The 3,751-nt window shown below is 73.3% G+C and carries 6 protein-coding genes; all 6 read left to right on the plus strand.

Annotated elements, in window-relative coordinates; translation table 11 throughout:
* A partial coding sequence (locus AB1609_17915) for an ROK family protein (GenBank protein ID MEW6048323.1) occupies nucleotides 1-186 on the plus strand: 186 nt, incomplete at its 5' end.
* Nucleotides 187-302: 116 nt separating this feature from the next.
* A complete protein-coding gene (pxpB, locus tag AB1609_17920) occupies nucleotides 303-1,007 on the plus strand; it encodes a 5-oxoprolinase subunit PxpB (GenBank protein ID MEW6048324.1) in 705 nt (234 codons plus the stop codon).
* Nucleotides 1,007-2,023: a biotin-dependent carboxyltransferase family protein gene (locus AB1609_17925; GenBank protein MEW6048325.1), complete on the plus strand. Its 1,017-nt coding sequence runs from the start codon at nucleotides 1,007-1,009 to the stop codon at nucleotides 2,021-2,023. The genes pxpB and AB1609_17925 overlap by 1 nt, the downstream gene beginning before the upstream one ends.
* Nucleotides 2,024-2,045: 22 nt before the next feature.
* On the plus strand, nucleotides 2,046-2,828 hold the full coding sequence (locus AB1609_17930; GenBank protein MEW6048326.1) for a gamma-glutamyl-gamma-aminobutyrate hydrolase family protein: 783 nt from the start codon (nucleotides 2,046-2,048) through the stop codon (nucleotides 2,826-2,828).
* Between the two features lie 10 nt (nucleotides 2,829-2,838).
* Nucleotides 2,839-3,393, plus strand: a complete 555-nt coding sequence (gene tsaE, locus AB1609_17935; GenBank protein ID MEW6048327.1) for a tRNA (adenosine(37)-N6)-threonylcarbamoyltransferase complex ATPase subunit type 1 TsaE — start codon at nucleotides 2,839-2,841, stop codon at nucleotides 3,391-3,393.
* Nucleotides 3,390-3,751 (plus strand): tRNA (adenosine(37)-N6)-threonylcarbamoyltransferase complex dimerization subunit type 1 TsaB (gene tsaB, locus AB1609_17940; GenBank protein MEW6048328.1); only part of this gene is annotated, 362 nt, incomplete at its 3' end. The genes tsaE and tsaB, both read left to right, overlap by 4 nt.

Genomic DNA, 3,751 nt, shown 5'->3' on the forward strand with positions numbered 1-3,751 from the left:
GGGGGGGTCTCCCGGCTGGGCGACTACATGATGGAACCGCTGCGGCGGTACGTGCGGCACCGCGCGGTGGCGGGGCCGGCCGAGGGGACGCGGCTGGTGCTGGCCGAACTGGGGCCGAACGTCGGCATCGTCGGCGCGGCGGCCGCCGGCCTGGAGAGGCTCGGCCGGCTCCAACGCCGCTTTTGAGGGTGGAAGCCGGCGAAGGTAGAATGGTGCAGGCCGGACCGATCTGGTAGAGGAGGGCGGGTGTGGGGGGCAGCCGATCTCCGGCGCCGCGTTGGGCGGAGGCGCCGTTCCCCCGCATGCGGCCGGCAGGGGACGCCGCGCTGGTGGTGGAGCTTGGGCCGGGCATCTCGCCCGAGGTGCACCGCCGGGTGATGGCGCTGTGGCGGGCGCTGGGCGAACGGCCCGCGCCCGGGATGGTCGAGGCCGTTCCGGCGTACCGCTCCGTCCTGGTCATGTGGGATCCTGAGGCGGCCGACAGCGGGCAGGTCGCGGCCGCCGTGGAGCAGCGCCTGGCCGAGGTGGGCAAGGCGGGGCGGTCGCGGGTGCGGGGGCGGAGCGTCACGGTTCCCGTGGTCTACGGCGGGCCGTTCGGGCCCGATCTGGAGGCGGTCGCGGCACACGCCGGGCTGGAACCGTCCGAAGTGGTGCGCCGCCACGCGGCGGGCCGATACACCGTGTACACACTGGGGTTCATGCCGGGGTTCGCCTACCTCGGCGGCCTCGACCCCGCCCTGTGGACACCGCGCCGGCCCGCGCCCAGGGTGCGGGTGCCGGCAGGCTCGGTGGGGATCGGCGGGCAGCAGACGGGCATCTACGCGATCGATGGTACCCCCGGTGGGTGGCACATCATCGGACGCACGTGGCTTCCGCTGTGGGATGCGGCCCGGAAGCGTCCGGCCTTGCTGCGCCCCGGCGACCGGGTGCGCTTCGTGGCGGCGGATGTCGAGGAGGCCCCGCCGGGCTGGGCGCAGGCGGCCGGCCGCGAACCCTGGAGCGCGTGATGGCGGCACTGGAGGTGCTGCACGGGGGGCTTTTGACCACCGTGCAGGACATGGGGCGACCCGGGTACATGGCCCAGGGGCTCTCGGCGGCCGGAGCCATGGACCGCTTCATGCTGGCTTGCACCAACCTGGTGGTGGGCAACCCGCCCGGTGCGGCCGCGCTGGAGATCACCCTCGACGGGCCTGTTGTGGTTGCGCGCGGCGACGTGGTGGCCGCGCTGGGGGCGCTCGACGCCATGTGGTGGGTGGGCGGGCCGGAGCGACTGCTGCCGCTGTGGGAAGCGGTGCTGGTGCAAGACGGCAGCGTGCTGACGCTGGGACCGGTCCGGAAGGGGGTTCGGGCGTACCTGGCGGTGGCAGGCGGCATCGATGTGCCGCCGGTGATGGGGAGCCGGAGCACGCACGTGCGCGCCCGTATCGGCGGGCTGGGGGGCCAGGCGCTGGCCGGGGGCAGCCGGCTGCCGGTGGGCAACCCGAGCGCGGAGCCGGCGGGGGTGGTGGGGCGGCGGTTGCCGCTGGAGCTGCGCCCCCACCGGCGCTCCGGCCCCATCCGCGTGATGCTCGGGCCTCAGGATGACGCCTTTTCGCGGCGGGGGCTGCGCGCCTTCCTGCACAGCGCCTACCGGGTCACCTCCCGCACCGACCGAATGGCGGTACGGCTGAAGGGGCCGGCCATTGAGGCCCGTGCGGGCTACGACGTCATCTCCGACCCGGTCGCCCCGGGCAGCGTGCAGGTGACTGCGGACGGGCAGCCGCTGGTGCTGCTGGGTGAGCGGCCCACCACCGGCGGTTATCCTAAAATTGCTACGGTTATCACGGCCGACCTGGATGCCATGGGGCAGGTGCGGCCGGGGGAGCAGGTCAGGTTCTACTGCGTAGACGAAGAGGCTGCCCGCCAGGCGCTCGTGGAGCGCCGCAACCGGCTCGACGCCGTGAAGGCCGCCCTGGAGCACCAGGCGGCGCAGCAACGGCGGTTGGTGGTTTCGACGGCGGCGGGCGTGTATCACGTGCTGTGAAGGAGAGGCGAGGGAGTCCGTCATGCAACCGGGCGATCTGGAGCGTCCCATCATCGGCATCCCGGCCGGGCAGTGGGCCACCGCGGAGAACGTGGTGCGCCAGGGTATTCCCCGGGAATACGTACGGGCCCTGGAGGCGGCCGGCGCCGTCCCCGTCATCATTCCCGTACCCGAGCAACCCCAGCTTGCCTTCAGTTACCTGAAGGGGCTGGACGGCCTGCTCCTGGCGGGGGGCGGGGACGTCGACCCGGCCCGGTTTGGCGAGGAACCGCTCCCGCAGCTCCGCAAGGTCGACCCCGAACGGGACGCGATGGAGATCGCGCTGACCGAGAAGGCCCTGGAGATGGACCTGCCCGTCCTGGGCATCTGCCGCGGCATCCAGGTGCTCAACGTCGCGGCGGGCGGGACGCTGTACCAGGATCTGCCATCCCAGGTGCCTCACGTGCTGCAGCACGACCAAAACGCCCCGCGCTGGTACCCCTGCCACGAGGTGCGCCTGGAGCCCGACAGCATGGTGGCGGGCATCCTTCAGACCGACACCCTGCGCGTCAACAGCTTTCACCACCAGGCTGTGCGGGTGGTGGCGCCGCCGTTCAGGGTGGCAGCCAAGGCGAAGGACTCCGTCATTGAGAGCATCGAAAGCCGCGATCACACGTTCGTGATAGGGGTGCAGTGGCACCCGGAGTGCATGGTGGAGCGCTACCCGGTTCAGCGCCTGATCTTCGGGGCGTTCGCGAAGGCGGCCCGGGCGCGGCGCGCCAGCCGCGAGCACCGGGCGCCGGCGGCCACGGCCACCCGAGGGTGAGGGCGCAGCGGTGGCGGAGGGTGCCCGCGTGGAGCGCCACGCCTGGGCGGTGACGACCCCCGGCCCTGAGGGTACCGCCCGGGTGGGGGAGGCACTGGGGCAGCGGCTCGAAGCAGGCGACGTGGTGACGTTGCAAGGGCCGCTCGGGGCAGGCAAGACGACGTTCGTCAGGGGCATGGCACGGGGGCTCGGCATCGCGGAGTCGGCGATCTTGAGCCCCACGTTCCTTTACGTGCGGGAAGTGCGGGGGGGCCGGCTCGCGCTCTACCACGTGGACGGATACCGGCTGGCCGGCGGCCGGGTCGAGGCGGCCGAAGCCGAGGCGCTCATGGAGGAGCTCGGCCTCGACTGGTATCTGCAGGCCGGCGGCGTGGTGGCGGTGGAGTGGCCCGAGCCCGTGCTGGAAATGCTGCCGGCCGAACGCTTCGCGGTGCGACTCGAGTTCGGGCCGGCGGGCCAGGAGGGCGAGCGGATCCTGACGTTGGAGGGGCTGGGGCGGCGGCCGGCCCGGGTGGTTGCAGAGCTTGCGCGGGAGTACGGCCGGGCGCCGGCGAAAAGACCGTGAGGCGGCGGATCCTGGCTATCGACACCGCCACCCGTACGCTGAGCGTGGCGCTCGGCGACGATGGAGGCTGGTGGCTGAATGTGGCCGGGCCGGGTCAAGGCCGGGGAGAGGCCCTGGTCGCCCTGATCCAGCGCGGCCTGGCGGAGGCCGGCTGGCGGGGCACCGGCCTGGACGGCATCGCCGTGACGGTGGGGCCGGGCTCTTACACGGGCTTGCGAGTGGGGCTGGCCGTGGCCAAGACGCTCGCATGGGCCTGGGAGCGGCCGCTGGTCGGCGTGGACACCCTGATGGCCATGGCGCTGGCCGTGGGGTGGGCGGCGCCGATGGTGGTGGCGGCCCTCGATGCCCGCCGGGGCGA

Source organism: Bacillota bacterium (assembly GCA_040754675.1).
GTDB lineage: Bacteria > Bacillota > Limnochordia > Limnochordales > Geochordaceae > Geochorda.

Excerpts from the sequence above, each read along its gene's own strand:
- AB1609_17930 (MEW6048326.1), top strand. The coding sequence starts at position 2,046 with ATGCAACCGGGCGATCTGGAGCGTCCCATCATCGGCATCCCGGCCGGG.
- AB1609_17925 (MEW6048325.1), top strand. The coding sequence starts at position 1,007 with ATGGCGGCACTGGAGGTGCTGCACGGGGGGCTTTTGACCACCGTGCAG.
- pxpB (MEW6048324.1), top strand. The coding sequence starts at position 303 with ATGCGGCCGGCAGGGGACGCCGCGCTGGTGGTGGAGCTTGGGCCGGGC.